Annotated in this window: 22 protein-coding genes, 1 tRNA gene and 1 riboswitch; of the genes, 5 read left to right on the top strand and 18 right to left on the bottom strand. The window is 59.0% G+C overall.

What is annotated here, in order from left to right; translation table 11 throughout:
• Positions 1–2: 2 nt before the first annotated feature.
• The 5 genes from prsT to ACYQ1P_RS14945 form a co-directional block, all read right to left on the bottom strand.
• Complete coding sequence (prsT, locus tag ACYQ1P_RS14965; RefSeq protein WP_460021142.1) at positions 3–2,792, bottom strand: XrtA/PEP-CTERM system TPR-repeat protein PrsT; 2,790 nt, start codon at positions 2,790–2,792, stop codon at positions 3–5.
• Between the two features lie 111 nt (positions 2,793–2,903).
• The gene (locus tag ACYQ1P_RS14960) at positions 2,904–3,410 is read right to left on the bottom strand and encodes a TlpA family protein disulfide reductase (protein WP_460021141.1); all 507 of its coding nucleotides are present in this window, start codon (positions 3,408–3,410) and stop codon (positions 2,904–2,906) included.
• Positions 3,407–4,678, bottom strand: a complete 1,272-nt coding sequence (locus ACYQ1P_RS14955) for a peptidylprolyl isomerase (protein WP_460021140.1) — start codon at positions 4,676–4,678, stop codon at positions 3,407–3,409. The genes ACYQ1P_RS14960 and ACYQ1P_RS14955 overlap by 4 nt, the downstream gene beginning before the upstream one ends.
• Before the next feature lie 76 nt (positions 4,679–4,754).
• Entirely contained in the window at positions 4,755–7,199 is a 2,445-nt protein-coding gene (locus ACYQ1P_RS14950) for a hypothetical protein (protein ID WP_460021139.1), read from the bottom strand.
• A gap of 301 nt (positions 7,200–7,500) precedes the next feature.
• Positions 7,501–7,968, bottom strand: coding sequence for an Hsp20 family protein (locus ACYQ1P_RS14945; RefSeq protein WP_460021138.1), 468 nt, complete (start codon positions 7,966–7,968; stop codon positions 7,501–7,503).
• Positions 7,969–8,241: 273 nt separating this feature from the next.
• Between ACYQ1P_RS14945 and trxC the strand changes: the two genes are divergently transcribed.
• The gene (trxC, locus tag ACYQ1P_RS14940; RefSeq protein ID WP_460021137.1) at positions 8,242–8,673 is read left to right on the top strand and encodes a thioredoxin TrxC; all 432 of its coding nucleotides are present in this window, start codon (positions 8,242–8,244) and stop codon (positions 8,671–8,673) included.
• Between the two features lie 44 nt (positions 8,674–8,717).
• Here the strand turns inward: trxC and ACYQ1P_RS14935 are convergent, their stop codons facing one another.
• From ACYQ1P_RS14935 to ACYQ1P_RS14900, 8 genes are all read right to left on the bottom strand, one after another.
• Complete coding sequence (locus ACYQ1P_RS14935; RefSeq protein WP_460021136.1) at positions 8,718–9,227, bottom strand: FKBP-type peptidyl-prolyl cis-trans isomerase; 510 nt, start codon at positions 9,225–9,227, stop codon at positions 8,718–8,720.
• A gap of 20 nt (positions 9,228–9,247) precedes the next feature.
• Positions 9,248–9,601 (bottom strand): hypothetical protein, encoded by a 354-nt coding sequence (locus ACYQ1P_RS14930; protein ID WP_460021135.1) that lies wholly within the window; start codon positions 9,599–9,601, stop codon positions 9,248–9,250.
• 127 nt (positions 9,602–9,728) lie between these two features.
• Positions 9,729–11,615: an adenylyl-sulfate reductase subunit alpha gene (aprA, locus tag ACYQ1P_RS14925; protein WP_460021134.1), complete on the bottom strand. Its 1,887-nt coding sequence runs from the start codon at positions 11,613–11,615 to the stop codon at positions 9,729–9,731.
• Positions 11,615–12,097 (bottom strand): adenylyl-sulfate reductase subunit beta, encoded by a 483-nt coding sequence (gene aprB / locus ACYQ1P_RS14920; protein WP_460021133.1) that lies wholly within the window; start codon positions 12,095–12,097, stop codon positions 11,615–11,617. The genes aprA and aprB overlap by 1 nt, the downstream gene beginning before the upstream one ends.
• A gap of 43 nt (positions 12,098–12,140) precedes the next feature.
• Entirely contained in the window at positions 12,141–12,980 is an 840-nt protein-coding gene (locus ACYQ1P_RS14915; protein WP_460021132.1) for a hypothetical protein, read from the bottom strand.
• Between the two features lie 812 nt (positions 12,981–13,792).
• The gene (locus ACYQ1P_RS14910; protein ID WP_460021131.1) at positions 13,793–14,551 is read right to left on the bottom strand and encodes a hypothetical protein; all 759 of its coding nucleotides are present in this window, start codon (positions 14,549–14,551) and stop codon (positions 13,793–13,795) included.
• A 483-nt stretch (positions 14,552–15,034) separates the two neighbouring features.
• Positions 15,035–16,279: an RtcB family protein gene (locus ACYQ1P_RS14905; RefSeq protein ID WP_460021130.1), complete on the bottom strand. Its 1,245-nt coding sequence runs from the start codon at positions 16,277–16,279 to the stop codon at positions 15,035–15,037.
• Positions 16,280–17,014: 735 nt separating this feature from the next.
• Positions 17,015–17,091: transfer RNA gene (locus tag ACYQ1P_RS14900), tRNA-Met, on the bottom strand.
• Positions 17,092–17,217: 126 nt separating this feature from the next.
• Between ACYQ1P_RS14900 and ACYQ1P_RS14895 the strand changes: the two genes are divergently transcribed.
• Positions 17,218–17,619 (top strand): OsmC family protein, encoded by a 402-nt coding sequence (locus ACYQ1P_RS14895; RefSeq protein ID WP_460021129.1) that lies wholly within the window; start codon positions 17,218–17,220, stop codon positions 17,617–17,619.
• An 8-nt stretch (positions 17,620–17,627) separates the two neighbouring features.
• Here ACYQ1P_RS14895 and glmS read toward each other — a convergent pair whose 3' ends face one another.
• On the bottom strand, positions 17,628–19,451 hold the full coding sequence (gene glmS, locus ACYQ1P_RS14890; protein ID WP_460021128.1) for a glutamine--fructose-6-phosphate transaminase (isomerizing): 1,824 nt from the start codon (positions 19,449–19,451) through the stop codon (positions 17,628–17,630).
• Positions 19,452–19,469: 18 nt separating this feature from the next.
• Positions 19,470–20,834 (bottom strand): bifunctional UDP-N-acetylglucosamine diphosphorylase/glucosamine-1-phosphate N-acetyltransferase GlmU, encoded by a 1,365-nt coding sequence (gene glmU, locus ACYQ1P_RS14885; RefSeq protein ID WP_460021127.1) that lies wholly within the window; start codon positions 20,832–20,834, stop codon positions 19,470–19,472.
• 97 nt (positions 20,835–20,931) lie between these two features.
• Here glmU and gph point away from each other — a divergent pair, with 97 nt between their 5' ends.
• Positions 20,932–21,594 carry a phosphoglycolate phosphatase gene (gene gph / locus ACYQ1P_RS14880; protein WP_460021126.1) on the top strand — a complete coding sequence of 221 codons (663 nt, stop codon included), beginning with the start codon at positions 20,932–20,934 and terminating at the stop codon, positions 21,592–21,594.
• A 343-nt stretch (positions 21,595–21,937) separates the two neighbouring features.
• A riboswitch (cobalamin riboswitch) is annotated at positions 21,938–22,150 on the top strand.
• Between the two features lie 40 nt (positions 22,151–22,190).
• Positions 22,191–22,877, top strand: a complete 687-nt coding sequence (locus ACYQ1P_RS14875; RefSeq protein WP_460021125.1) for an energy-coupling factor ABC transporter permease — start codon at positions 22,191–22,193, stop codon at positions 22,875–22,877.
• Positions 22,878–22,921: 44 nt separating this feature from the next.
• Here the strand turns inward: ACYQ1P_RS14875 and ACYQ1P_RS14870 are convergent, their stop codons facing one another.
• Positions 22,922–23,509: a HupE/UreJ family protein gene (locus ACYQ1P_RS14870; protein ID WP_460021124.1), complete on the bottom strand. Its 588-nt coding sequence runs from the start codon at positions 23,507–23,509 to the stop codon at positions 22,922–22,924.
• A gap of 95 nt (positions 23,510–23,604) precedes the next feature.
• Between ACYQ1P_RS14870 and nikR the strand changes: the two genes are divergently transcribed.
• Positions 23,605–24,015: a nickel-responsive transcriptional regulator NikR gene (gene nikR, locus ACYQ1P_RS14865; RefSeq protein WP_460021123.1), complete on the top strand. Its 411-nt coding sequence runs from the start codon at positions 23,605–23,607 to the stop codon at positions 24,013–24,015.
• Positions 24,016–24,080: 65 nt separating this feature from the next.
• On the opposite strand, the gene ACYQ1P_RS14860 is transcribed toward nikR, so the two are convergent.
• Positions 24,081–25,349: an ABC transporter permease gene (locus ACYQ1P_RS14860; RefSeq protein WP_460021122.1), complete on the bottom strand. Its 1,269-nt coding sequence runs from the start codon at positions 25,347–25,349 to the stop codon at positions 24,081–24,083.
• Complete coding sequence (locus tag ACYQ1P_RS14855; RefSeq protein ID WP_460021121.1) at positions 25,346–26,056, bottom strand: ABC transporter ATP-binding protein; 711 nt, start codon at positions 26,054–26,056, stop codon at positions 25,346–25,348. Before ACYQ1P_RS14855 ends, ACYQ1P_RS14860 begins: the two co-directional genes overlap by 4 nt.
• Positions 26,057–26,060 lie beyond the last annotated feature (4 nt).

The raw sequence follows: 26,060 nt of genomic DNA, 5'->3' as shown, positions 1-26,060 counted from the left end.
CGTTACTTCGCGGTCAGTTTTCCGAAAAGCGCCTTGGCCTCGGCCTGTTCCGGGAAGGTCTTTTCCAGGACCGGCCGCAGGATTTCCGCCGCGCGGTCGTTCTGACCCGACTGGGCCAGCGCCGAGGCGAAGTGGAACTGGGTCGTGGGGTCCTTGCTCTCATCCTTGGTGGCGGCGAATTCCAGCAATGGCAATCCTTTCTCCACCTCTCCCACCCGTACCAGCAGCCAGCCGTAGGTATCGGCAATGGAGGGCTGCGGATTGTTTTTCATCAGCCCCCAAGCCTGACGGGCGGCGACGAGGCCTTTCTGAGGGTCGGACTTGCCCGCCAGATAGGCCAGATTGTTGAGGGCGATAATGGCCTTTGGGTCATGCGTCAGCACCTGTTCGTATTGGCTGATGGCCGCCGCCTCATCCTTTTCTTGCAACAGGAAATTGGCCAGGGACATGCGGGCGGTCGTGTCGTCGGGATGCTCGGCCAACCAAGTTCCCAGGAAATCCTTCGCCTGATCGGAAGTTCCCGTCACAGCCAGGGCCTGGGCCACGCGCACCGCCAGACGGGTCGAGGGGGTCTCCTTGAATCCCTCCTGATAGTGGGTGAGGGCCGCCTGGGGGTCCTTGTTGCGGAAATAAAGATCGCCGACCAACAGCTCGGCCAGCGCCCGACCGCCGCCGAGAATCGATTCGGCCTTGCGCGCCAGGGCGATGGCCCCCTCCAGGTCGGTTTTGGTTTGTTCATCGGCAAGCAACTGGACCCAGGCGGGCAGCAGATCGGGGAAGATCTGGACCGTTTCCTCCAACAGCTTGCGGGCCGCATCGGACTTGTCGTCCTTGTTCAGGGCTTCAACCATTTTCAAATGCACTGCGGGCGCCTGTTCCGTGAGCGCTTTGGTCTTGCGCAGGGCCGCGATGCCGCCGTCCAGGTCGCCCATGTCGAAATGAATGCGCGACAACAGAACATAGGCCTCCGGGGACTTTGAGGCTGCGGCCACGAGGCGCTCGGCCACGGCCAGGGCCTCTTTCTTGTCGCCGGTTTTGATCAGCAGATCCGTATAGATTTTGCCAACCAGCACCGAATCCGGGGCCATGGCCGAGGCCCGTTTGGCCAGATGCAGGGCCTCGGTGTTCTCGCCCCGAGTGGCCGCCAGGGTGATCTGTCCGAGCAGGGCGCGGACGTTCTTCGGGTCCAGTCGCAGCAATTCCTCATAAATCGCCGCTTCCTTTTCCGTCTGCTTGTCCTTGCGGTAGCGGGCGGCCAGTTCGAATGCCGCCTGTTGAAAGGCCGGGTCGATCTCGCGGGCGGCCAGCAAATGCTTCAGGGCTGCCGCGTCATCCCCCTTGGCCTGATAAATGCGCGACATCAGGAGTTCCGGCAGGGGCGAGTCAGGCATCTGCTTTTGATAGCTTTCCGCCGCCGCCAGGGCCGCGGGCCAATCCCCCTTGCGCATGTGAATCATGGCCAGGGCGGAGGCGGCCTGCGGCCCGGTGGTCGGGTCATCGGACAGTTGAATCAGGGTGTCTTCCGCCGCCTGACTGTCGCCCTCCGCCATATGCGCCATGCCCAGGCGCAATTTGAGAGCCTGATTTTCCGGATCGAGCGCCGAGGCTTGCTCGAACAACGCCGCAGCTTCCGCCGTTTTACCGGTGGCTCCATAGGCGGTGGCCAGACGGGCCAGGATCATCGGATCATCGGGGGATTCTGCTTGGATTTTTTCGAGCAGCGGCACCGCCTTGTCGAAGGCCTTGGAGCGCAGGTGATATTCGGCCATCAGGCGCAGGGCGGCCGCATTCTCGGGTTCATCCTTGAGCACGGCATCGAGATAGGTCCGGGCCTGTTGCAACTGGTCCTGTTCAAGGGTCAAGGCGGCGGCCAACAGATTGGCCGGTGTAAAGCTCTGCAAGTGCGGCATGACCGGCAGCAGAAATTCCCAGGCTTCCTTGGTCTTCTTTTGCTGACTCAGTCGCTGGGCGCGCAGGAGCCGGGCCAGGGGATGTTCCGGGATGTTGGCCAGGACCAGACCGATTTCCTCGTCCGCCTCCTGGGAACGGTCCAGCGCCAGCAGGGTGGTCGCCCGATCCAGTCGCAGGGAGACCCCATTGGGGCGCAAAGCGATGGCCCGGTCTTGAATTTCCAGCGCGCCTTTCATGTCTTTGCGTTGTTTCAGCAACGCAGCCTTGATAAGCAGGGCGTCGACATTGTGGGGGTCGCGGGTGAGCAGATCGTCGATGCGGGTCTCGCCCTGCTTTTGCTTGCCGGTCGCCATGTCCAGCCGAGCCTGGGCCAGGATTACGTCCGGCAGGTCGGGAGCCAACTTCAGAGCGGCACCGATTTCAGTGCGCGCCTCGTCGATCATCTGACGGCCTACCAGCGCCTGTCCGCGCAAGGCATGCATCCGGGCCTTGAGGTCGCTGGAGAAATGGTCCTGAAGTTGGGCCTCCTTGGCGATCCACAGCAAGTCGCCCTGGGCCAGTTTGGTTTTCGCCATCCAATACAAAATTTCGTCCGCCGCATATCCCTTGTCGCGGGCCTGGGTGAAGGCCGTTTCGGCGTGCGGGATGTTGCCCTGATTCAACAAGATGCGACCGAAGGCCAGACGCAGGTCCGAATCGTCCGGATGGTCGCGGATGGCATTGCGAAGCTTGATCAGCGCCGTGGCCAGATCCCCCTGGGCTTCCAGGGCCTCGATTTCCTGGAGTATCCCGCCACCATTGGGCGCAACAGTGGTGCTGGCCGATGCGGTGAAAGCCAGCAGCGCACACAAGGTGACGATGGACAGAATTTTTTTGAGCATGGGAGCTTCAGCCTTCCAAGGTTAAACGAATCAAGGGGCAAGCGCATTTGTTGCCAAATCATCGCCGATCAGGCCACTTTCTTCAACCAACGTCAAACGGAGGGCACCTGGCTATTTTTGAAGCAGGGGGACCACATAGCGATCAAATGCCGCAGCGCTGAACGCCCCTTGAGAGACATAAGGGACGTTGCCGTCTGGGGCAATGATGACGGTGTAAGGCACCTCCCCCAGTCTGTTACCCCATAGGGCCATCAGAGCGGTGCCCCCCGGTCCGGCCACCAGAACCGGATACGAAATCTCAAGGGAACGGACGAAATTGCGAATCTTGCGGGTTTCATCAAGCGAGATTCCGATCACTTGAAGGCCCGACTTGCCATGGGCTTTCTGCCAACGTTTCAGGTCGGCGATTTCGACCTGACAGGGCAGGCACCAAGTGGCGAAGAAATTGAGCAGAATGATCTTGCCTTTCCATTCCGCGACCTCGTGGGTTTGACCACTGAGATCGGGCAGGGGGGCAGACGGGATCTCCCAGGCATTGACAGGAGCAATATTGGCCGCCTGGGCCGACCCAAAGAGCATCATCCCCAGGAGCAGTGCTATGCGTCCTGAAGACCTCATGGCTGCCCCATAGGCAGAGTCCATTGGACAGGAAATTTAGTGCTCAACTGATTGACGAAGGCCGTCAAGCGCTCTTGTCCGATCATTTGACGCAAGCGGTCGGAGACCACGTCGAAGCTGCGAGTCTGTGACTTCTTGCGACCATAAATCGCCACCAAATGATAGCCGAGCGGGGTGGCGATGACCGGGCTCACCTCGCCATCGGCAAGCCCCTGGAGTGCCGCCTCGATTTCCGGCATGGCGGTGCCTTCTTTTTGCCAGCCCATGTCACCGTTGTTGTGACGGCCCACCGGGTCGATGGAATATTGACCGGCCAGCACATAAAGGCTTTCCCCGGCCAAGACACGGGCGCGGAGAGCCTCAGCCTCTTGCGGGGTCGCCAGCACGACCTGCGCCACATGGCGAATTTCCGGAACATAGCTGACTTCGGGATGGGCTTTGAAGGCGTCGAGGAGAACCTCGTCATTGATCCATTGGGCTTCCAGGCGCTCGCGCAGCAGCGCCGGGAGACGTTCTTGGCGGAAAGTCTCCATGTCCCGGCTCACATCCAGGTGTTCCGCTTCAGCCGCCCCGACAATGAGTTCCAATTCAATACGGTCGTACAACCGGTCGCGCAGCAAGCGCAGGTCATCCTCGGTTTTCATCGGCGAATCACCGAGGATATCGGAGAGGCGTAGCGTCAACCCGTCGGCTTCGGCCAGCACGGTTTCGGGGAGCGTGTCCAGTTGTAACAGGTCATCATGCAGCACCAGATGGCGGCGCTCCTTGAGGGTCTGTAAGGCGAGGGCGCGCATGACCTTGTACTGGGAACTGATATAGACGGACTTGGCCGGTTCAAGGGCTTCCGGGTCGTCCTTTGTGGACTCGATCAGGCGGGCCATTTTGTCTTCCGGAATGCGGATGTTGGCCCGCAGCCGATCCATATAGGCCCGATACAGCAGGCCGCGCTGGTGGTCTTCTGCCTCAGCCAGATAGGCAGGATCTTGGTCTAGCCCTTGGCTTTCGGCTTCCAGCCGCAACAGCAAACCGGCGACCAGTCGTTTGAGCATGTCGCCGCGCAAGGCCGCCTGATCATCCGGGTCCATGGATGGAAACGAGGCGGCAAAATCCGAACTGTGAATGGTCCGCTCCAGGTCATCGGTGGTCAATTCGTGACCAGCTACGGTGACCAGGACCTGTTGAGCCTGGGCGAGGCCATTTAAACAGAACAATGCTGCGGAAAGGACAGCCGACATAACCCACCGGCGAGGGGAAAAAGTAAGTTTCATGAACGAAAGTCCTGTTGGTTGAAAAACGCCGGGGGGCGCACTGAGCACCCCCCGGAAACAACGTCATCGGTCAAGACTATTTCGCGTCTTTCTTGTGATCGTCGTCGTCGTCATCGTCTTCTTCATCCGGAACTTTGCCACCGAGGTCAGCCGCGCTGGCGTGCATCCAGGTGACCGCAGCGTCGTAGTCTTCGAGGATCGGCTTGCCGTTCCAGACATGCTTTTCCTTGTTGGCCACGAAAGGCACGCCCTTGTCGTTGCTGACGTGGCAGGACGCGCACTTCAGCGGACCATGGGAACCGTCCGGATTATACTGGGCCGCTTGCCGGTAAGACGTGACGTCGGTGTTCGGAGTCACCGGATAGAGCCCATGGGTGGACTCGTGGCAGGCTTGACAGGCCAAGCCCTGGTGACCCTTCGAGTAGCGCATCACGCTGTACTTGCCGGGCTGGTTGATCGGGTAGGCGACGCCCCCCTGACCTTCCACATAGGGCGCGGCATGGCAGTCGGCGCAGTGCGGCGCACCGGGAGACAGCCAATAGTCACGGCCATGGGTGGCGGCTTCGTAAGGCACCGCCAAGGCACCGGTTGCCCCTTCGGGCAGGGTGAGCGACTTGGGATCGACCGCCGGATTGGCCGACAGGATGCTGACACTGATGTCGCCATCCTCATCCTTGCTGACCATCGGACCATCTCCCTTGAGGGCGATGATACCAATATCGGGCACCAAGCGTTTCTTGGCCCAGGTCAACAAAATGCCGGATTTGCCCGGGGTGTCATGCCCCTTCGCATCCGCCACGACCTTGGGGTCCATGTACTTGCTGGCCAGTTCTTCCTTGGTCACGCCGATCGCCTTGGCAATGTCGTCGAGCGACTTGTTGCGCAGGGTTTCGCCGGTTTGCAGGAAGGCGTTTTGCAGATTGTCGCGCTGATAGAGCTCGCGAGACAGTTGGTTGTGACAGTTGGTGCACCACAGACCCTTGCCGTTTTCTCCGTTGCCGATCTGCGACACGTTGGCCTGTAGCCATTGACCGACGGAATTCAGATATTCCTTGGTCTCGGCGCCGTCCTTGTCTTTGCCCGGATTGGCGTGCACGTCACGACCGACGTAGCAGCCCCCTGCGGCATCCCGGTTATCCCGGTCGGCATAAGCATTCTTACCGTCCGGCGTAATCGGATAGCCTTCCATGCCACCGTCTTGACGGTGAGCCGGATGACAGCCCTGGCAGGAAGAGGTGCGGCCCTGAGAGTCCGGCATGGGCTGCTTCACCAAGTGAACCGAATGCATGGCTTCGGTCAGCGCCGGAATCAACTCGTCCTTTTCTTCCGGCTTGGCCTTGTCGCCGAGCACGTCGCCGATTTTCTTGGAATTCAACACGCCGATCACGTTATCCGCGTGGCACTTCTGACAGAGGACAGGGTCTCGACCGGTCCGGTTCGAGGTGCTGGTGCTCTTGACGTTGTAGTTCTTCAGGAAGTCGGTGCCGTTCTCATCATCGTGGATTTGCAGGATGGAAATGGCCGAGGCCTTGACCGAGGCAATCCAGTCACTGGCTCCCATGGACTTCCAGAAGGCTTTTTCACCTTCATAGAGCTTGTACTTATCGCCATTGGCCGTTTTGCTGCTGTGGCAATTGGCGCAGTTGGGGATATCAATCGGGTTGTCGCCGACGAACATCACCGGCTTGCCGGTGTGGCTGTCGATGACTGGCGCGCCGCTATCCGCGTCAACCAGCTTGACCCAGGCTTCCTGGAACGGTTGCACATCGCTCTCGACCAGGGTCATCGGGTCTTTGTTGATCGCATCATCATTGAACGGAGTCAGCGGCAGGCCCAGAGCATCCCAAATGCCGGGATTGGTCAGCACGATGGGCACATTGTCAAGCACCGGGGATTTGGTATAGACCACCGTGCCGGTCTGGCCCGAATAGGTCAGGAAACCATCCTTCATCGGGGCACCGGTCGGACCGGAATCCCGGGGGATTTTAATCTGTTTGCCAACGAACAGCTTCTTGGCATCGGCGCTGGTCCCTTCCGGGTTGCTGCCTTCCAGATCCTTATAGATGTAGAGGTGAGTCAGATAGGCGTTGGCGACATTTTCATCGGGATCAATGGTGCCATTGCCGTCCACATCGTAGGGCACGTCCCAATATTTCAGCTTGCCACCTTCGGAATAGGTATTGCCGACGTGACCATACGCGAGCTTGAAACGCTTACGGCCATCCTGAAGCACCGTTGGGTCTTTCTCCGAGCCTTCTAGAAGGCGTGGAGTCTGCGTGGCACGGGTCGAAGTTTTGATGACCTGTGCCTGAATGGAGTTGTAGGGTGGAAGCACGCAGCAGGCGCTGAAATCAAAGCCGGTGCAATGCATCCCCAGTTCGTAGTTGATGGTGATATTGTAATCGTTCTTCGGGTCAATGGTCTTGCCCGGGTCCATGTCCTTTGCCGAAGCGGGGGACGGGGACGCGAGTGCAGCAAGACCGACCGCCAAAACAGTTGGCAGAATCAGAGCCTTCCTCATCAATTTTCTCCCTGTTGAAGCCTATGGCCTTCTGGAACCCCCCAGAGCCATTTATTGCATTCTTTTGTTTTTATTGATGGTTCAAAAAATACACTTACCAAGGTGTGATGACAATGGAAAAATAATCTCGACATCGTGGGCCGAAAATCCACCCCAGATCGGCGCGTATTCTGCCGCACTGGTGATGCCATTTTATCCAGCAAGCCACCTGCTGAACTCGAACCCGAAAGGCCGGGCGGTTGGCCCGCCCGGCGCAGTCCTTCGTTCAGTTCGCCATGCCGGCGGACGGGCGCGATTGTGGTCAGTGGGCTTTCTTGCCGGAAAGCGCCTTGGGCGCGGCATTCGAGCCGATCTCAATGCTGCGCGGCTTCATGTGTTCCGGCATCTCGCGGACCAGAGTCACATGCAGCAGGCCGTTTTCGAGCGTCGCACCGTCGACCCGGATGTAGTCGGCCAGATTGAAGGTCCGCTTGAAGGTCCGGGTGGCAATGCCCTGATGCAGGAACGCACCCTCTTGCTTCGTTTCGACGTCCTTCTTGGAACCGCTGATCTTCAACTCGTTGTTTTCGACGACCAGATCCAGTTCGTCCTCGGTGAAACCGGCGACGGCCATGGAAATGCGGTAGGTGTCCTCATCCAGCTTGACGATATCGTAGGGCGGATAAGCCACCGACGACTCATCGAAGTGGGAGAGGGCATCGAACAGATTGTCGAGCTTGTCGTAGCCGACGGAAAGACGATACAGGGGAGACATATCAAAGGCACGCATGGTCATATCCTCCTATCGAAGCGACATGAGCCCGCGGGAATCGTGTCCCGGGATTGAGCCACGCCCCAACGGGCACGCAACTCGGAAAGTCCCATATGGCAACCTTCCACCTATGATTCTAGCGCAATAAAAGGCTGATTCAAGACCTCGCGTATGAAAATAAAGTAACCATTTATGCTTATGCATGAAATGCATAGCCCTCGGATCAGGCCGTTGCGCGTGAGCAAAAGCGTCCTAAATCAATAGGGTTCTCATGACGGGAAAGCCAGAAAGATGCCTGATACTTATCATGTTGTTTGCCCGCACTGTCATACGGTCAATCGGTTGCCGACGACCAAGTCGGCCTTGAAAGGGAACTGCGGCAAATGCGGCGCGCCCCTGTTCACGGGGCATCCCGTAGCGTTGACGGGGGCATCATTCAACCGCCACCTGTCCAGCGATCTGCCGCTGGTTGTCGACTTCTGGGCCGATTGGTGCGGTCCCTGCAAGATGATGGCCCCGGTGTTCGCGCAGGCGGCGAGGGAACTGGAGCCGCAATTTCGCCTCGCCAAGGTGGACACCCAGGCCGAACAGAGCCTTGCCGCGGCGTATCAGATCCGAAGCATTCCGACACTGGTGATCTTCAAGGGGGGGCGGGAAGTCGCCCGAACCTCCGGGGCGATGGGATTGTCGGACCTGCTGTCCTGGGTCCGGGCGCACAAGTAGCTCTCCCTGGGGCAGGGCGCTTCACGGGTGGGACGAGAGGCCCGTCAGATGGGCACCTTGATCGCCCCCTCCACTTCCGGCTCAGCGACGATCGCGCCACCGAATTCGATTTCCTCTTCGGTGGCATTGCGTACGTTCAGCACTTCCAGTTTGAAGATCACATGGCGGCCACAAAGCGGGTTGTTGCCGTCGACCGTGAGGGTCTTGTCGTCCATGCGGGTCACGATGAAGTTGCGGGGCTCGCCCTTTTCGTTCTCCATGGTGATGGTGGTGCCGATTTCCCGGTAGGCCTCGGGGACGTTTTCAATTTTGTCGGTAAAGACCAGGGATTCGTCCCGCGGGCCATAGAGGATGTTGCAATCTATGGGCACCTCGATGATGTCGCCCGCCTTCTTGCCCTCCAGTTCCAGGGTGACGCTTTGGTCCAGGGCGCTGTCCTTGCCGTGCACGTAGCCGATGGGAAATTCGACCGCGACCAGGGTTTCGCCGGACTTCTGGTCGATCACCTTGTAGCTGAGTTCGACGAACTTGTCGTCTCGAATGGTTTCAGTCATATCACTTCCCAATCCGGTTCTTAGAAGACGGAGGCGCCAAAAATCTTGATCACGTCTTGCTCATCGTAGCCGAGCACCAATCGACCCAGCCATTCACCGGCTTTTTTCGTGCTGCGCACGCGAAAAAGGACCGTCACATGTTCGTTCCGGCGAATGATGCCGAGATAATCGTAGACTTCGGAAAGGCTCCGGGTCAGATCGCTTTTGGCGAACTGCTTTCCCACTTCGACCTCGTTCAGGCCTTGGATCAGGCTGTAGTGGAAATTGCGGATGAACTTTCCGTACTTGCCTTCGTTGGAAGCCCTGACGAGCTCCGTCCACATGGGTTCGGCAACGGCCAGAATTTCTTCATCGGTGAGTTCGATAATGTTCATTAGGGTCCTCGGTGGTGCTGGAAGGGTGATTTGCGGGGGCATAAAAAAAGATCAACACTTCGATGCTGATCTTTTTTCAAACCCCCGGCGGAAGCTCGGAGTGAACTTCCGCCGGTTGTTGTGAAGGTTACTCTGCAGCGGCGGCGGGCTTTTCCACGTCCACCAAGTGATACAGAGGCGCCTTTTCCATAGTGTATTCGCCGGTCTTCGGATCACGACGGGACACGGTCAGAACGTGCCAGTTCTTGTCATCCAATTTCAGGGCGTCGCCACGATAGTAGTAGCCCGGCCAACGGGTTTCCTTGCGGAACAGGGTGTGCTGCATAACACACTCGGACGTCCGATGGCGGTGCTTGACTTCCCAGGCCCGCAGCAATTCATGCAGGTCCTTGGCCGCAATCTTCTCCAGATCTTCTTCCATGATCTTGAGCTTCTTGAGACCGATGCTCAGCAGCTTGTCGTTGGTCATGTAGTTGACCGTCACGCCACCGCAGTACTCGTCCATCAGCTTTTGCAGGCGGTCGAGAGACTGGCGCGGGTTGTGGTAGTTCGGATTGACCTCGCCAGCCACGATTTCGTTGCGGTGGACCTTGTAGTGCTCCATCGGCCGGAAGACTTCTTCCTTCAGCTTGGCGATGGTGGCTTCGGATACACGGATGCCCTCGGCCTTGCCGTCGTCGATGTACTGACAGGCGGACTTCGCAGCAATGCGGCCCTCGGTGAAGGAACCGGAAGAGAACGCGTGCGGCGTTCCGCCGACCGCATCACCGGCACCGAACAGACCTTCGACGGTCATCATGCGGTTGTAACCCCACTGATACTCGGGCGGGGACACATCCGACGGGCCGGAGCACCAGGCGCCGCAACCGGTGGCATGGGAACCCATGACGTACGGTTCGGAGGTGGTCAGTTCCGGGTTCTCGTTCTTCGGATCCACGTCCGTGGCGGCCCACAGCACGGCCTGACCAACGGTCATACCGAGGAAGTTGTGCCAACCAATTTCTTCCAGATGCGGGTCCTGGAACGAGTGCATGGTGATCATGTGGATCGGTCCGCGGCCCGCGTTCACCTCGTTGATGATGGCGTGGTTACGCAGGCAGGTCGGGATCGGGCGGTGGGTCCGGTGGGAAACTTCCGGATCCAGATATTCCTTGCCCACCATTTCCTGAAGGGCAGGGAACCACTTGGATTCGTATTCCTCACCATAGGCGTTCTGGGTGTAGGCCTTCAGGTGCAGGAAGTAGGCACCAACCGGGCCATAGCCGTCCTTGAAGCGGGCCAGAACGATACGGTTTTCCATCTGGGTCATCTTCGCGCCGGCGTTGATCATCAACGCATAGGCGGAACCGGACGACCACGGGGCGTACCACACACGACCAGCACCCTCGCCGACCGAACGCGGCTTGAAGAGGTTGGACGCGCCACCCGCACCGCAAACCACGGTCTTGGACTTGAAGACGTGGAAGTTGCCCGTGCGGACGTTGAAGCCGACGGCACCGGCGACGCGGTTTTCCTTGGCTTCGTCCATCAGCAGGTGGGTGATGCAGACACGGTTGTAGACCTTGTCGGCCGACTTTTTCGCGGCTTCGGCCACGATCGGCTTATAGGACTCACCGTGGATCATGATCTGCCAACGCCCTTCGCGCAGGAACGATCCCTTGTCCGGATCGCGCATCAGCGGCAGGCCCCACTCTTCGAACTGGTGAACCGCGGAGTCCACATGGCGCGCCATGTCGAACAGCAGATCTTCACGCACCATGCCCATCAAGTCGATGCGGGCATAACGCACGTGATCTTCCGGGTTGTTTTCGCCCCAACGGGTGCCCATGTAACAGTTGATCGCGTACAGACCCTGGGCCACGGCACCGGAACGGTCGATGTTGGCCTTTTCGGCAATGACGATCTTCTTGTTCTTACCCCAGTAGCGGGCTTCGAAAGCCGCACCGGTACCACCTAGGCCAGCACCGGCGACGAGGATGTCGATGTTGTCTTCGACGATTGTATTGTAAGCCATTAGTAGTACACCCCTTCCTTCATCACGAGGCCGTTGGATTCCAGGGTATTCAAATCACCGTCATCCATGCGGATATACTTCGGCTCGTTGTACAGCAGTTGACTCTTGCGCTGTTCCTGGGTCGGTTCCGGAGCATTCTTCAGCTGCGGAATGCAGGTTCCCCAGGGCTTCGTGGTGATCGGAGCCAGCAGGTTCAGGTCTTTCTTGCCATTGCGGAACTTGATGCGCCAGGCAATGACACCCTTTTCTTCGTCGCGGACAGCGCGGACGCTGTGGCCGAGCGGCGCGAAGTCGGCGTACCCACGCACATCAATGGCGTTCTGCGGGCAGGCCTTGACGCAGGAATAGCATTCCCAACACATGCTCGGTTCGATGTTGTAGGCACGACGGTAGGTCGTGTCGATGTGCATGATGTCGGACGGGCAGATATCCACGCAGTGGCCGCATCCGTCGCATCGTGTCATATAGACAAAGGTAGGCATATTTCGTTTCCTTCCCTGTTAGAAAGAATCTTTCAGGATTGATTCAGTAATGCTTGGGTTGCTCGCGCTTGATGCCGAGACCCATGTACGACGGTTTGCTGCCCATGTATTCCGGGATATCGGGATACCGCTTCTGCAGCGCAGGGTCGGACAGATCACCCAACTTCGGCAGGTTCTCCATGGAACCGTCAGCCTTGATGACGCGCTTGTTGAACGCGGCGGCCGGCTTGAAGAACATATGTGCGAACTTGGACCACATCACGCCGCCGAACAGAACCGTGGCGGAGATGATGAGCAGGCCCAGGAACACGGTGTTCCAAACCGCGACGCCCATGGTCAGGGACCATACCAGACCAAAGGTCGTGGTGCCCAGCAGCGACAGGATGAACATGTCAGCCTTGGCGATGCGATACCAGGGGTTGCCCTCTGCGGAGACGTCAACGCGGATGAAGAACCAGAACCAGTAGCCGCCGAACATCACCATGGCGGCACCCAGGTGCCAAAGCATGGCGACAATGGCCGGAGCTTCGTGGGTCGGATAGGCGAACACCAGGGCAACGGTGGTCAATACGAACAAGATGAATCCGTACATGGTGAACAGGTGCGAAATCCGACGACGCGGATTGCAGAATTCACCGGATGTCATCACATCGACAGCGACCGTGTTGATGGCGATGCCAATCTTGTCGCCACCGCTGAGTTCACGGGTGCGCGAGGCTTCGGCAGCCTTGGCTTTGGCGAAAAAGTACTTGGCGCTCTTCTTGTGGATCATGTCAAAGATGGTACCGCCAACGACCAGAACGAACATCAAAATGACGTAGCCCTGAATGACGTTGAGCGGGACGGTCGTCGCGAGATCAGCGAATGGATTACTGGCGAACATCGATTCCTCCGTGCCGCAGTCGTTAATTGTTTACACACCTGTTGCCAGGCATCATCTATTAGCGAAGCATTATATAAAGGAAACTTGGTTTGACAATCACATTGACGACAGGGAAGGTAACTAGTTTGTTCCGGCTCCGTAACGCCTTATTTTTTCAGCATGTTAGTTATTAGATTACAATAATTTTAAGTAGCGAGTAGCCAAAATTGTGGCGATTTCATGACACTCCCCGCTCGTTTCAGGACATATTCTTGCCTGCCGACACCCGCCGAGCCCCGCATGATTCGGTTTGTGAAAGGCTCATTTTATGCGCTGATCGTCTGGTGATCCCTATCGGATAGATCAGGCGTTCCCCAGGACGGTGCTGTGGTGTGTTCGCCATGGAGGTGAAAAAAGCGTCTTCCCTCCCGCCACACCATCGTATATATTCGAATCATGGAATGTGCAGGAGACTTTGTGCCGGGGCGGGTTGTTTTGTGATTTTGTCTCGGCTTGTAACTAGGCAACAGATAGGTTGAATTATGGCTAACGTTAACGCTAAAGATCCGGTTCCTGATGGACACACCAAGTACTACACCACGAAGCAGCAGCCGGTGAACGAAAAGGGTTTCGTCGGTTACAAGACCGAGTGGATTGAGTGGCAGAAGGAAGTTCCCTACCAGACTCCGAAAAAGCCGTAGGCTCCTCGGACGGGCGCTTGTCGCTCGGTTGTGAACGGAACAAGGGAGGCGCTGGACGCCTCCCTTTCTTTTTGTCCGTATGGGGAGGGGGCTCCCCGAGGGCGAATCGAATCGCCCGGGTACTCCCGATTCTCAGACGGAACCAGCCAGCTTTTTGAGAAACTCGGCGCGTTTTCCGGCATCCATGGCCACGCTTTCCTCGACCGGCATGCCGCCGAGATACCATTCCTTTGACCCGTCATCGTATTCCACGGCGGGACCGTCTTCCCGGTGCAGCAGGCCGTCCACCCACCATTGGCGCATCAGCCGATCCTCGATCACGGCGGGGCCGTCCGCCCGATGGCGCACGCCGTTCACCCACCATTGCTGCACGCCTTCCGGACGGATGACCGCCGGGCCGTCCTCCCGATGGGCGACTCCGTTTTGATGCCATTCCAGGGTGCCATCGGATTCCATGATGGCTGGCCCATCTTCGCGGTGCAGTTGGCCCTGTCGCCACCATTCCCTGGACCCGTCCCCATGTTCCACGGCGGGGCCGTCGTCGCGGTGCTGTTTGCCATTGATCAGCCAGACCCGAGTTCCATCGGGCCTCTCGACGGCGGGACCATCTTCCCGGTGCAACTTCCCCAGCAGGTACCACTCGATGGTTCCGTCTTCCTTTTCGGTTTTTTCGGGTGTCTGGCACAGTTGGCCGTCTTGCCACCATTCCTTGGTTCCGTCGCCATGTTCCACGGCGGGACCGCCTACGCGGTGCTGTTTGCCATGCAGAAACCAGACTCGGGTCCCATCGGGCTTTTCGACGGCGGGACCGTCTTCACGGTGCAATTTTCCATCCAGGAACCATTCGATGGTTCCATCTTCTTTTTCGATTCTTTGCGGTGTGTTGGGCATCAATAATATCCGTTTCTCTGGGCCTTTGATTTGTGCAAGGAAGCACCAAGGCTCCTTCACATTCTATATATATGGCACTGATGTTCTGATATGAACAGCCCACGGCCGCAATCGGACAGGGGTGGGGTAGGCATTTGGCCACAGAAAAACCCCTAAGCCGTTGTGACTCAGGGGTTCTAACTGGTAGCGGGAGAGGGATTTGAACCCCCGACACGCGGATCAGGATGCAGCTTTGGACTTTCCTGTAACTATATGGAAAATAAAAAGAAAATGAGATTTCCGGGGACGCCTCTCACTGCATACCTTCGAGACCGGCTCGGAACTCCGCAACGGCCTGAGACGCTGGGTCGGCTGCGACAACGCCCACGGGCCCCACTCAGCACTGACGACGTTGGCGGCATGATCCTGAACCAGGGATTAGCTTAACTCGACGGCGTGGGGCGACCAATTTGGTCACCCCACGCTCGACCCGCGCGAAGTGGATTACCCCTTCACGCAGACCACCTGCTTCAAGGTATGGACCACCTCGACCAGATCGGCTTGGGCCGCCATTACCGCGTCGATGTCCTTGTAGGCCATCGGGGTCTCGTCGATGACCTCGGCGTCCTTGCGGCACTCCACGCCCTCGGTGGCCTTCTCGTGATCCTCGACGGTGAACCGCCGCTTGGCCTCGTTCCGCGACATGGCCCGACCGGCCCCGTGCGAGCAGGAACAGAAGGACATCGGGTTGCCTTTGCCCCGCACGATGAATGAGCGGGCCCCCATGGAACCGGGGATGATGCCCAGTTCACCGGCCTTGGCGCTCACCGCGCCCTTGCGGGTCAGCCAAACCTTGGCCCCCAAGTGCTTTTCCTGGGCGACATAGTTGTGGTGGCAGTTGACCGCCACATCGCCCACCTCGAATCCGGTGAAAGCCATGGCAATGATGTTCAATACCCGATCCATCATTACCTCCCGGTTGGTCCGGGCGAACGCCTGGGCCCAGGACACCGCCTGCACATAATCAATGAAGTGGTCAGTGCCCTCCGGGAAATAGGCCAGGTCCTTGTCCGGCAGGGTAATGAAGAACCGCTCCATGTCCTTCTTCGCCAGTTCGATGAAGTAGGACCCGATGCGGTTGCCGACGCCCCTGGAACCGGAATGCAGCATCACCCAGACCCGGTCGGACTCGTCCAGGCAGACCTCGATGAAGTGATTGCCGGTGCCCAGCGTGCCCAGGTGATGGACACTATTGGCCTTGGACAACTTCGGATGCCGCTCCAGGAGCGCCGTGAAGCCTTCCTCCAGGGAACCGTCCCGGTAAGGCTTGGCGGTCCAGGTCGCGCCGATGTCGTCGGGCACGTTGCCCCATGCACCTCGGTCGGACTTCACGTCGCCCCGACCGGTGCGGCCATGCGGGATTGCCCGCTCGATGTCCGACCGCAGTCCATGCAGGCTGTCCGGCAACTGCTGCGAGGTGAGCGAGGTCTGCACCGCCATCATGCCGCAGCCGATGTCCACGCCGACCGCCGCCGGGATGATCGCTCCACGGCACGGGATCACCGAGCCGACGGTCGCGCCCTTGCCCCAGTGCACGTCCGGCATGGCCGCCACGTGGTGGTGGATGAAGGGCAGGGAGGCGACATTGCGCAACTGCTGTTCGGCGGCGTCCTCAACCGGCACGTTGTCGGTCCAGGCATAGATCGGTACCCCCTCTGTGGGCATGTAGTTGTATTGGTTCTCGCTCATCTTCTTTCTCCGTCATCGGTTCGGGGAGGACCGGAATCGAACCGGATGGACGCGGATGACGGGACCGCCGCTCGCCAGAGCCTACCCCTGTTTCAAGGTCTCAAACTTCTTTCCCTCAACGAAAAACCCCTCCCGGTGGGACCGAGAGGGGTTTGCGAAACTCGAACGCTGTTGTTGCGTGTTACGAGGTGCTTCCCTCCGATGGCCGGACAAAATTCAGGCGCAGGGTGGCGGATTCTCTTCCGACCCACATCTGGGCGAATGTCTTTTTCGTGCGCGAATGTTGCCGTAAGAGTGAAAGCATCATCGTTCCATTTCCAGTCGTGGCCGAGGTTTCCGGCTCATATGGTCGTGCATCCTATAGGTGTTGAGCTCGAAGTCAAGATCCATCTTGGTAGACCCTATACAACAAGGGTGACAGTATCGGGCACACAAGGTCGTGGCGATGAAGATGATACCAATAGTTGGAGACCGTTTTTGTCCTCCACGCGTTCTAGTAAAACGCTCGACTTTCAGTCTGCATGTTGCCGAAGGTATCCATGCTGAAATCGCCGCGATCAGTGGTCATAGCCTCGACAGGATAAGGAAAATCTTGGAGGTCTATTTACCCCGCACACCCGAGATGGCTCGCAATGCCATGGCGAAGCTGGAGGAGAAAACGAAAACGTGTGTCTAAACGATTGCGCCCAGGCTAAAGAAAACCCCTGGAGAACCGCAGTTTTCCAGGGGTTTCATTGGTAGCGGGAGAGGGATTTGAACCCCCGACACGCGGATTATGATTCCGCTGCTCTAACCAACTGAGCTACCCCGCCAAGAGGGCCGTACGGATAAGATGAAAGGCCGGGGTTGTCAAGGGGCGTTGGGCGTATTTCGCCGTGGCTCCGGGGCTTTTTTGACGCTACAACAGGCACCGAAGATCACAGCCAAAGGAAAGAGCCATGACCACCACGGTAACTTGGACGGGGGGAATGACATTCAACGGGGTCAGCGCCTCGGGGCATGAACTGGTCATCGACGGCAAACGGGTCGAGGGGCCGTCGCCGATGGAGCTTTTGCTGCTTGGGGCCGGTGGCTGTTCTTCCATCGACGTGGTGATGATTCTGGAAAAGATGCGTGAGCAGGTTTCGGGGGTGGAATGCCGTCTGGAAGCCGAACGCGCCGACAGCGACCCCAAGGTCTATACCCAAATCGACATGCATTTCATCGTCACCGGCAAGGGCCTGAGCCCGGACAAGGTGGACCGGGCGGTGCATCTGTCGGCGGAGAAATACTGCTCGGCCTCCATCATGCTGGCCAAGACGGCGACCATCACCCACAGCTTCGAGATCATCGAAGGCTGAGCGGCTGATTACTCCACGGTCACGCTTTTTGCCAAGTTGCGCGGTTGATCCACGTCGGTGCCCTTGATACAGGCGGTATGGTAGGCCAGCAACTGCACCGGGATGGCATAGAGAATCGGCGCGACGAAAGGATTGACCGTCGGCAGTTCGATGGTCGCGGCGGCCATGGTGCCCAGTTTCTCGATCCCGGCCTTGTCGGACATGAAAATCACCCGACCCCCGCGCGCAATGACTTCCTGCATGTTGGAGGCGGTCTTTTCGAACAGCTCGTCCGACGGGGCGACGACGATCACCGGTACGCTTTCGTCGATCAGGGCAATGGGGCCGTGCTTCATCTCGCCCGCCGCGTAGCCCTCGGCATGGATATAGCTGATTTCCTTGAGCTTTAGCGCCCCTTCCAGGGCGATGGGGTAGCCGGTGCCGCGCCCCAGGTAAAGCACGTCGCGGGCCTCGGCGATTTCGTGCGCCAGCTTGGCGAGGTGCTCGTCGTGGACCAGTACGTCATTGGCCCGGGTCGGGACTTCGGTCAGAGCCTGACAGAGCTCGCTGACTTTCTCGGCGGTAAGGGTGCCGCGTTTGCTGCCCAGGCCGATGGCCAGACAGGCCAGCACGGTGAGCTGGGTGGTGAAAGCCTTGGTCGAGGCGACGCCGATTTCCGGCCCGGCCTTGGTTCGCAACACCAGGTCCGATTCCCGGGCCATGGAGCTTTCCGGCACATTGACCACCGAGATGATCTTCTGACCCTGCTTCTTGGCATGGCGCAGGGCGGCCAGGGTGTCGGCCGTCTCGCCCGACTGGGAGATGAACAGCGCCACCCCGCCGGCCGGCAGGTCCACGTCCCGATAGCGGAATTCCGAGGCGATATCCACATCCACCGGCACGCGCACCAGACTTTCCAGCCAGTAGCGGGCGACCATTCCGGCATAAAACGAGGTGCCGCAGGCAACAATGGTGATGCGGGTGATGTGTGTCGGGTCGAACGGCAGATCGGGCAGGGTGATGGTGCGGTTCCAGGGGTTGAGGATGGCTTGCAGCGTGTCGCCCATCACCGCCGGTTGCTCGTAGATTTCCTTGAGCATGAAATGGGGATAGTTGCCCTTGCCGATCATCGCCCCGGAGGTGGCGGTGAGTTTCACATCTCGGTCCACTGGCTGGTCGTCGGCATCGAAAATCTGCGCTCCGTCACGACGGACGACGGTGTAATCCCCTTCTTCCAGATAGCTGATGCGGCGGGTCAGCGGGGCCAGGGTCAGGGCATCGGAGCCCAGATACATCTCGCCGTCCCCATAGCCGATGGCCAGCGGGCTGCCGCGCCGCGCGCCGATCATCATGTCCTCGTGTCCGGCGAACAGAATGGCCAGAGCAAAGGCTCCGACCAGCTTCTTCAGGGTTTGCGCCACCGCGTCCTGGGGCGACAGGCCCTGGGCGATGAAACTGCCGACCAGATGGACCACCACTTCGGTATCGGTCTCGGTCTCGAAATGGTGCCCCTTGGCGGCCAGTTCCTTGCGCAGATCCTGATAGTTTTCGATGATGCCGTTATGGACCAGCACCACCCGGCCATCCGAATGGGGATGGGCATTGACTTCGGTGGGCGCGCCATGGGTGGCCCAGCGGGTATGGCCGATGCCGATGGTGCCGGTGACCGGCTCGTTGGCGATCAGCTTTTCGAGATTTTTCAGCTTGCCTTCGGCGCGCCGCCGGGTGATGGCCCCGTCACTGAGAATGGCGATTCCGGCGGAATCGTAGCCCCGATATTCCAGCCGTCGCAAACCTTCAATAAGCAGCGGGGTGACTTCCGCCTTGCCGATAATCCCGATAATACCGCACACGGTTCAGATCTCCTGGGGTTAGGGGGCTTTTTTCTTGCGGGCGGCTTTCTCGGCGGCCTTGCGTTCGCGGAATCGCGGCGCCCAATCCGGCACTTCGCGGTGTTCGGCCCGGGTCACCGCCAGGGCATCCGCCGCCACATCCTTGGCGACCACGCTCCCGGCCCCGATGATGGCCCCGTCGCCGACCGTAACCGGGGCGACCAGCGCGGTATTGGAGCCGATGAAGGCCCCCGCGCCAATATCGGTTTTATGCTTCAGGAAGCCATCATAATTACAGGTGATCGTTCCCGCGCCGATATTGGCCTCACGCCCGATCCGGGCATCGCCGATGTAGCTGAGGTGGCTGACCTTGGCCCCTTGCTCGATTTGGGCATTCTTGATCTCGACGAAATTACCGATCTTGGCCTGGGCCCCGATCTGGGCGCCAGGGCGCAGGCGGGCATAGGGACCGACTTGGGCCTGCGCGCCGACGGTGGTGCCTTCCAGGTGGCTGAAGGCCTTGATGGTCGCGCCTTCTTCGACGGTGACGCCGGGGCCGAAGACCACATGCGGCTGAAGAGTCACATCCTGACCCAGTTGGGTGTCCCAGCATAGCCAGACGCTGTCCGGGTCGATCATGGTCACGCCGTCGGCCATGGCCTCGGCGCGCAGGCGTTTTTGGATCAGGGATTCGGCGAGCGCCAGTTCGGCCCGGGAATTGACTCCCAGCAGCTCGTCCTCGTCGCCCTCGGTGACCACGCTGCCCAGCCCCTCGGCCCGCGCCAGGGCGACGATATCGGTCAGATAGTACTCTCCCTTGGCGTTGTTGGGGGTGATCTTGCTGAGCAGGCGGAACAGATGCTTGCCGGAGACGCACATCAGACCGGAATTGCACAGATTGATATCCAACTGGGCCGGGGAGGCGTCTTTGGCCTCGACAATGGCGTGCAGGTGGCCCTGGGCGTCGGTGAGCAGGCGGCCATAGGCCCCCGGCGTCGGGGTGCGGAAGCCCAGCACGGCGATGGCGGTGTTCGGTTCGGAGCGGCGCGCCGCCAACATGCGGTCCATGGTCTGTGCGGTCAGCAACGGGGAGTCGCCGAACATGATCAGGATGTCGCCGTCGAAATCGCCCAGTTCCGGTTCGGCGGCGCGGACAGCATGGCCGGTGCCCAGGCGTTCGGACTGGATGACGGTGGCGTGGGGGGCGACGGCCTCGGCCGCCTGCGGCATGTCCGGGCCGATGACCACGACCACCTTGTCGGGGGACAGGGACTCGACGGCGGCCAGCAAGTGGCGGACCATAGGGCGACCGGCAATGGGGTGGAGAACCTTTGGAAGTTGCGACTTCATGCGGGTCCCGAGACCTGCAGCAAGTACGATGGCGGCGGTTTTTTCCTTGGTCATCTGAAATCGGTTCATTACATAAGCGTGAGAAAGCGGCAGACTGACACATGCTCGGAGCACCGCCAAGTCACAATTTGACGGAACAGGGGATAGCCCAATGAAGGCCATTATTTTCGATCTCGACGGCACGCTGGTGGATAGCGCACCGGATTTGATGAATGCACTCAATAAATTGCTGGTTCGGGAAGGCCGTTCGGCGCTGCCTATCGAGGCGGTGCGTAGCATGATTGGCGACGGAGTGCCGGTGTTGGTGGAGCGCGGGTTTGCCGCCACCGGCGCGGCGATCACCGGGGACGCCCTGAATCCGCTGGTCGAGGGCTTCATGGGCTTCTACGAGGGCCACAGTACGGACGAGACGGTTCCCTATCCAGGGATCATCAAGGTTCTCGACGACCTCAAGGCGAGCGGCCATTACACCCTCGGAGTCTGCACCAACAAGCCACAGGCCCCGACGGTAGAAATTCTCGCCGAGCTGCATATGGCCCATTATTTTTCCGCCGTTCTGGGCGGCGATGCCTGTGCGGTGAAAAAACCCGATCCGGGTCATATCTTTGCCACTTTGGATGCCTTGGGGGTGGCCCCGGAACATGCCCTGTTGGTCGGTGACAGCCCCAACGACGCCTATGCCGCCCGCGATGCCGGAATTCCGGGGATTTTGGTGTCCTTCGGCTATACCCGCATTCCGGTGCAGGAGTTGCCGTCGGTGGCGGTGATTGATCATTTCGACGAACTGCCGGCGCTGATCGAAAAATTGTTGTAGAAACCGTTGGGGAGCGCCCAGATTGAAATAATGAATCGTGAACTCGTGAGGGTCCGCCTCGAGCGTACCGAGCTTGCCGGTCCTCTCGCTGCACGCGGCGATAGCCCATCGGGAGGCCTGTGCCGACTCGCATTTCGATCCCGAGATCACCGCACAGTCTGACGGATTGCTGCCGCCTCGCCACCTTCAACGCCTGTAACCAGTCAGATGGAAGACGAGATTGCCAATGTCTCATGCCGAAAACCACATGAGAAATTGCCGAATCACAAACCGTCAGACAGCGCTACTGAAAACTCATTCGATTGCCCTGTAAGAATAGACGTGAAACATGCCCTCATTTGCTCTATCGTTTTACCGCTTAGGTTCCGAGTGAGACCAAGTCTCCGGGATCAAAAGGGAACACGGTAGAGACGACCCAATCGGGGCTTGATCCGTGACTGCCCACGCAACTGTGAGCGTGAGCCGCATCCGCGAAGCCACTGGGCGTGAGCCTGGGAAGGCCGATGATCGGCGATGAAGCGCGAGTCAGGAGACCTGCCTGAGCATCGTTCAACCCTTATGATTGCCGCACGATGGGTGCGGTGAAAGGAAATATCATGCATATCGAACCGGGCGTCGTTGACGGCGCTAAAATCACCCTCAGCTATGCCACAGCGGCTGGAGCTTTTGGGCTGGCGGGAAAGCTGGCCTACGACACGATTAAAAACGACGGAGGCATTGTCTCCCTGGCGGCGCGAACGGTTGCCACCACGGCGCTTGTCTTCAGTTTTTTTGAAGTCCTGCCACATCACTCCATTGGCGTGTCCGAAGTTCATTTCATTCTCGGCTCGACCTTGTTCCTGATTTTCGGAGGCGGAGCGGCGGCACTCGGTCTCGCTTTCGGATTGTTGGTGCAAGGGCTTCTGTTCGCACCGGCGGATTTGCCCCAATACGGTATCAACGTCACGACGTTGCTGGTGCCGCTATTTGCCATGAGCCTGCTGGCACGGAAGGTCATTCCGAATGGAACGGCGTACAAGGACGTGACCTATGCACAAGCCTTGGCCCTATCCACCAGTTATCAGGCCGGGATCGTCGCCTGGGTCGCATTCTGGGCATTCTATGGTCAAGGGTTTGGCGCTGAGAATCTGGCCCAGGTGGGCTTGTTTGGCGCGGCCTATATGACGGTTATCCTCGTCGAGCCCGTGCTGGACTTGGCCGTCCTTGCCCTTGCCAAGAACTTCGACAGGTTTAAGTACAGCACACTGTTTCACAACCGTCTGTACACCGCCGCTTCGTCGTAAGGTTTTGAAGGAGGGCGGCTTATTCCGCCCTCCAATCAACCGCTTCAGGCAATAAAGAGCAGGGCTCCAGCGGCCGCGATGCCTCCACCGCCCACCCGAACGGCAATCGGAGCAATCTTTTCCGCCATTTTCTGAACGGCAATGCTCAATCCAATCCCGGCTGCATGCAGGGTCGTCGTGGCGACGGCAAATCCGACGCCGTATTCGAGACCGCTGGCGTTTACCGGCATTTCCGTGCCATGGGCGTGACCGTGGAAAATCGCCATCACCCCGACCAAAGCCATAGCCAGACCCATCGGCATCTGACGTCCGGCGGCGATCACGCCGCCCAACACGATCACGGAGCCGACGATACCAATTTCGACGAACGGCACCGGCACGCCGATCATACCAAACAATCCGCCGACAATCATCATGCCGACAAACGAAGCCGGGACGAACCACATGGATTTGCCGCCCATCTGGGCAGCCAGGATCCCGACCGCGACCATGGCAAGTACATGATCGAGTCCACCGACCGGATGGCCAAAGCCTGCGGAAAAGCCTGAAACAGACCCGGCGCCGGTATGGGCCAGGGCAGGTGTTGCAGCCGCCACCAGAACGGCGGCGGCGAGAAAGAATGATCGTTTCATCGTTCGAATCCCCTGTAAGATGGACAAACCAAGCAAGTGTGATGAAAATAAAAAATATCACACTCGCAAGCCAATGCAACACCGGATGACCGATGATGGAACGTATTACCGTTACGATTGACGATGAACTGCTTGAAAAGTTTGACGAGCTGATGGAGTTGAAGGGATATTCCAACCGCTCGGAAGGCATCCGGGACGCAGTGCGGAAAATGCTCGCGGAACAACGGATCGCGGTAAAAGAGGAAGCAAAATGCGTCGGCTGTGTCGTCTATATGTACAATCACAAGGAACGGACCCTGTCGTCACGGCTCGTTGAGGCCCAGCACCATCACCATGACATTCCCACGGCAACGCTCCACCTTCACGTCGACAAAGAGAACTGCGTCGAAGCCACCGTCTTGAACGGGACCATCGAAGAAGTTCGCAATATGGCGAATCAAATCATCGCTCAGACGGGCGTGAAGCACGGATATTTACATTTGATCCCCCTTGAGGATGAAGAGTAACCGCCGCCTCCAAAATCGTCGCCAACGGCATCATTCCACGCTGCCAATCATGAACGACCATCGCCTCAGGTTCGCGCCACCATGCCGTCGGCCAGAGACTGACGATAAGCCAATGATGCGGGAACAAGTCCAGCCGCCAGTCCAGCCAGCAGGATCAAGCCAAGGAGCCATATGTCCTGCAAGGAAGGGGCCGTCAGAGGCAGGTAAAGTCCGTACTGGGCATCAAGGATAGGGCGAGCGACCCAAAGGGCTCCATAGAGAAAGCCAACCCCAACGGCGATCCCCGTACCCGCCAGCAAGGCTGCTTCGGCCATCAGCATGGCGAAGATGTGGACGGGGCGCGCGCCGACGGACCGGAGGATCGCCATTTCCCGGCGGCGTTCGTTGAGACTGGACAGCAGCATCGTCAACATGCCCAGTAGACCCGACAGAACCACAAAGAGCGAAATGACCGTAAGAGCCGCCTCCGCCGTGCCCATCAAATCCCACAGTTCCTGGAGGGCAACACCGGGTAGTATGGCCAGCAGGGGTTCTCCCTTGTACTCATTCACCGCTCGCTGCATGGCGAACGTCCCCAGGCGTGATTCAAGCCCCACCAGAATCGCGGTCACCGATTTCGGACGCAGGTTCATGGCGCGCACCTGTTCGGCGCTGACGGTCATGCCCGGGATGCGGGAGCCACCCTTCCAGTCGACGTGGATCGCCGTGATACCCTCCAGGCTCACATGGACGGTACGGTCCACGGGCGTTCCGGTTTTGGCCAATATGCCAACGACTCTGAATGGCTTGTCGTCGTGCTTCGAAAAGCTCTCGGCACCGAGCCCGTGACTGACCACTATGGGATCTCCCTGCCGATAACCCAGCGCCTTGGCAACGTCGGCCCCCAACACGGCATCGAATACGTCCTCGAAAGGCCCGCCGGAAACAAAGGTAAGGGACTGTTTTCGCCCATAGCGGAAATGCCGGAAATAATCCTGGTTGGTTCCCAGAACGCGGAAACCACGGTGCGAATCTCCAAGCGACAAAGGGATCGTCCAGGCCACGCCGGAACGTTCCTTCAGTTCCTGGTAGCTGTGCCAGGATATGTTGTTGGTCGCGTTGCCTATGCGGAAAACGGAATAGAGTAACAACTGGGTGGCGCCGCTGCGCGCGCCGATGATCAGATCAACACCTGAAATGGTATTGGCAAAGCTGGCACGTGCACCGGTTCGGACTTTTTCCACGCCCAGCACCAACATGACGCTGACCGCGATGGAGAACATGGTCAAAAGTGCCGTCGTCCGTCGATTAACCAGGCTGCGCAGGGACAGACCGAAAATGGGGCCACCGCTCATGGCGCCTCCTTCCCGTGTCTGTTGATGTCACTCAGCGCGACGGACCGGTCAAAGGCGGGTTCCAGGCTTGCATCGTGACTGACGAACAGCAAGGTGGCTCCTGCTTCCCGAACCTCCTGGAACAATAGATCGAGAAAGCGTCCCCGGGCGTCCGAATCCAAAGCCGAGGTGGGTTCGTCAGCAATGATCAACGGCGGAGCACCAATCAGGGCGCGGGCCACGGCGACCCTTTGCTGCTGGCCGACACTGAGTCTCGAAACGCCGCGCCTCTCAAAGCGAGTGGCATCCAGTTCCATATGGTCAAGCAAGCGTCGCGCTTCCTCCTCCAACCGCGCCTGCGAAAAGCCAGCTCGCTCACGCCGACTCCGGGAAAACCGGCAAGGCAGCAGCACGTTGTCGACCAGGGAGAGGTAGGGCACGAGATTAAACATTTGGAAGATGAAGCCAACATGATCGGCACGATAGGTGTCTCTTTGTGAACCACTTAATCGCACCATGTCCTGGCCGAGAATGCGAACCTCACCCAGTTCCGGCACGGCCACACCGCCCAAAAGATTGAGCAATGTTGTTTTGCCGCTGCCGCTGGGTCCCTTCAGGAATACCCGCTCACCTGCTGCGACCTTAAAGGCCTCAATGTTCAGAACAAGGGGATCTCGGGGGCGCCAGCGAAAACAAACATTCTTCAGGGCAACGGCGTCTTCGATCATTTTG

The sequence above is a fragment of the Magnetospira thiophila genome (assembly GCF_054657015.1).
The sequence above is the reverse complement of the archived record's forward strand: the minus strand, read 5'-3'. Positions and strand labels throughout refer to the sequence as shown.

Excerpts from the sequence above, each read along its gene's own strand:
- ACYQ1P_RS14915 (WP_460021132.1), bottom strand. The coding sequence starts at position 12,980 with ATGTTCGCCAGTAATCCATTCGCTGATCTCGCGACGACCGTCCCGCTC.
- ACYQ1P_RS14935 (WP_460021136.1), bottom strand. The coding sequence starts at position 9,227 with ATGACTGAAACCATTCGAGACGACAAGTTCGTCGAACTCAGCTACAAG.
- aprA (WP_460021134.1), bottom strand. The coding sequence starts at position 11,615 with ATGGCTTACAATACAATCGTCGAAGACAACATCGACATCCTCGTCGCC.
- gph (WP_460021126.1), top strand. The coding sequence starts at position 20,932 with ATGAAGGCCATTATTTTCGATCTCGACGGCACGCTGGTGGATAGCGCA.
- ACYQ1P_RS14875 (WP_460021125.1), top strand. The coding sequence starts at position 22,191 with ATGCATATCGAACCGGGCGTCGTTGACGGCGCTAAAATCACCCTCAGC.
- ACYQ1P_RS14960 (WP_460021141.1), bottom strand. The coding sequence starts at position 3,410 with ATGAGGTCTTCAGGACGCATAGCACTGCTCCTGGGGATGATGCTCTTT.
- prsT (WP_460021142.1), bottom strand. The coding sequence starts at position 2,792 with ATGCTCAAAAAAATTCTGTCCATCGTCACCTTGTGTGCGCTGCTGGCT.
- ACYQ1P_RS14860 (WP_460021122.1), bottom strand. The coding sequence starts at position 25,349 with ATGAGCGGTGGCCCCATTTTCGGTCTGTCCCTGCGCAGCCTGGTTAAT.
- ACYQ1P_RS14855 (WP_460021121.1), bottom strand. The coding sequence starts at position 26,056 with ATGATCGAAGACGCCGTTGCCCTGAAGAATGTTTGTTTTCGCTGGCGC.
- ACYQ1P_RS14945 (WP_460021138.1), bottom strand. The coding sequence starts at position 7,968 with ATGCGTGCCTTTGATATGTCTCCCCTGTATCGTCTTTCCGTCGGCTAC.
- glmU (WP_460021127.1), bottom strand. The coding sequence starts at position 20,834 with ATGACCAAGGAAAAAACCGCCGCCATCGTACTTGCTGCAGGTCTCGGG.
- ACYQ1P_RS14910 (WP_460021131.1), bottom strand. The coding sequence starts at position 14,551 with ATGCCCAACACACCGCAAAGAATCGAAAAAGAAGATGGAACCATCGAA.
- aprB (WP_460021133.1), bottom strand. The coding sequence starts at position 12,097 with ATGCCTACCTTTGTCTATATGACACGATGCGACGGATGCGGCCACTGC.
- nikR (WP_460021123.1), top strand. The coding sequence starts at position 23,605 with ATGGAACGTATTACCGTTACGATTGACGATGAACTGCTTGAAAAGTTT.
- ACYQ1P_RS14955 (WP_460021140.1), bottom strand. The coding sequence starts at position 4,678 with ATGAAACTTACTTTTTCCCCTCGCCGGTGGGTTATGTCGGCTGTCCTT.
- ACYQ1P_RS14905 (WP_460021130.1), bottom strand. The coding sequence starts at position 16,279 with ATGAGCGAGAACCAATACAACTACATGCCCACAGAGGGGGTACCGATC.
- trxC (WP_460021137.1), top strand. The coding sequence starts at position 8,242 with ATGCCTGATACTTATCATGTTGTTTGCCCGCACTGTCATACGGTCAAT.
- ACYQ1P_RS14950 (WP_460021139.1), bottom strand. The coding sequence starts at position 7,199 with ATGAGGAAGGCTCTGATTCTGCCAACTGTTTTGGCGGTCGGTCTTGCT.
- ACYQ1P_RS14930 (WP_460021135.1), bottom strand. The coding sequence starts at position 9,601 with ATGAACATTATCGAACTCACCGATGAAGAAATTCTGGCCGTTGCCGAA.
- ACYQ1P_RS14870 (WP_460021124.1), bottom strand. The coding sequence starts at position 23,509 with ATGAAACGATCATTCTTTCTCGCCGCCGCCGTTCTGGTGGCGGCTGCA.
- ACYQ1P_RS14895 (WP_460021129.1), top strand. The coding sequence starts at position 17,218 with ATGACCACCACGGTAACTTGGACGGGGGGAATGACATTCAACGGGGTC.